This window comes from Photobacterium sp. WH24, assembly GCF_019204055.1.
GTDB classification, from domain to species: Bacteria; Pseudomonadota; Gammaproteobacteria; order Enterobacterales; family Vibrionaceae; genus Photobacterium; species Photobacterium arenosum.
On record NZ_JAGSOZ010000062.1, the window covers coordinates 1 to 734 of the forward strand.

Consider the following 734-nt stretch of genomic DNA (forward strand, 5'->3'; position numbering starts at 1 on the left):
AGTTACCAGGCCATTAACAAAAGCTAAGGTGCCAACAGAAAACGAAGTCAAAGAACTGTATGATAGGATAAAATTGGATCCAGACAGAATTGAATGGGAAACCATCACTTCTCATCAACCTTATCCGAGTCGGCGTAAATATTACATTATGCTAATGACATTAGAAATGATGCTTATGGCATTTTTAATCGCATTTATTGCAGTAGAATTTGATTTTATTGCTGCTATTACAGAACCGTTAACGTGGTCGATGTTCGGTGCCGCAATTTTTGTAAGCCTTACCATAGGAAAAATCACTTTATTTCCCAGGTTCCGTCATCACTATATCTTGAGCTGTTATGGCCTGATTACGGAAGATCATGTTCATTCATCAAAAATAGGGAACAGTATTCTAAGAAAGTTACTGGCTGTTGCAGCTATTGGGTCACTGGGTGCAGTGTTTATGATTGGCCCGTCGGCGTTAGTGGGTTTTGCCGGGTTGGGTGTGACCTGGCTGGTATTGAGCGGAACGAACTTAGACAAGTATATGCTGTCGCAGCGGGTCAGTAAGCATGAAGATATTTTTTTCTTACGGGAACACAATGATTATGACGAGCCAAGAGATTATTTTTTGATTCATCATAGGTATTGCAGTTTTAATGAAACAGAAGAGAGCGAAATTCAATTTATTGAGTATGAGTTTTTTGCAACGAGTATATTTTGTGAGAAAGGAAAGAAAGAGTTTATCATTGATA

At 38.6% G+C, this 734-nt stretch carries 1 protein-coding gene; it reads left to right on the plus strand.

Features of this window, described 5'->3' with window-relative positions:
- On the plus strand, positions 1-734 hold a 734-nt coding region (locus KCG43_RS21330), incomplete at both ends, for a hypothetical protein (RefSeq protein ID WP_218387483.1).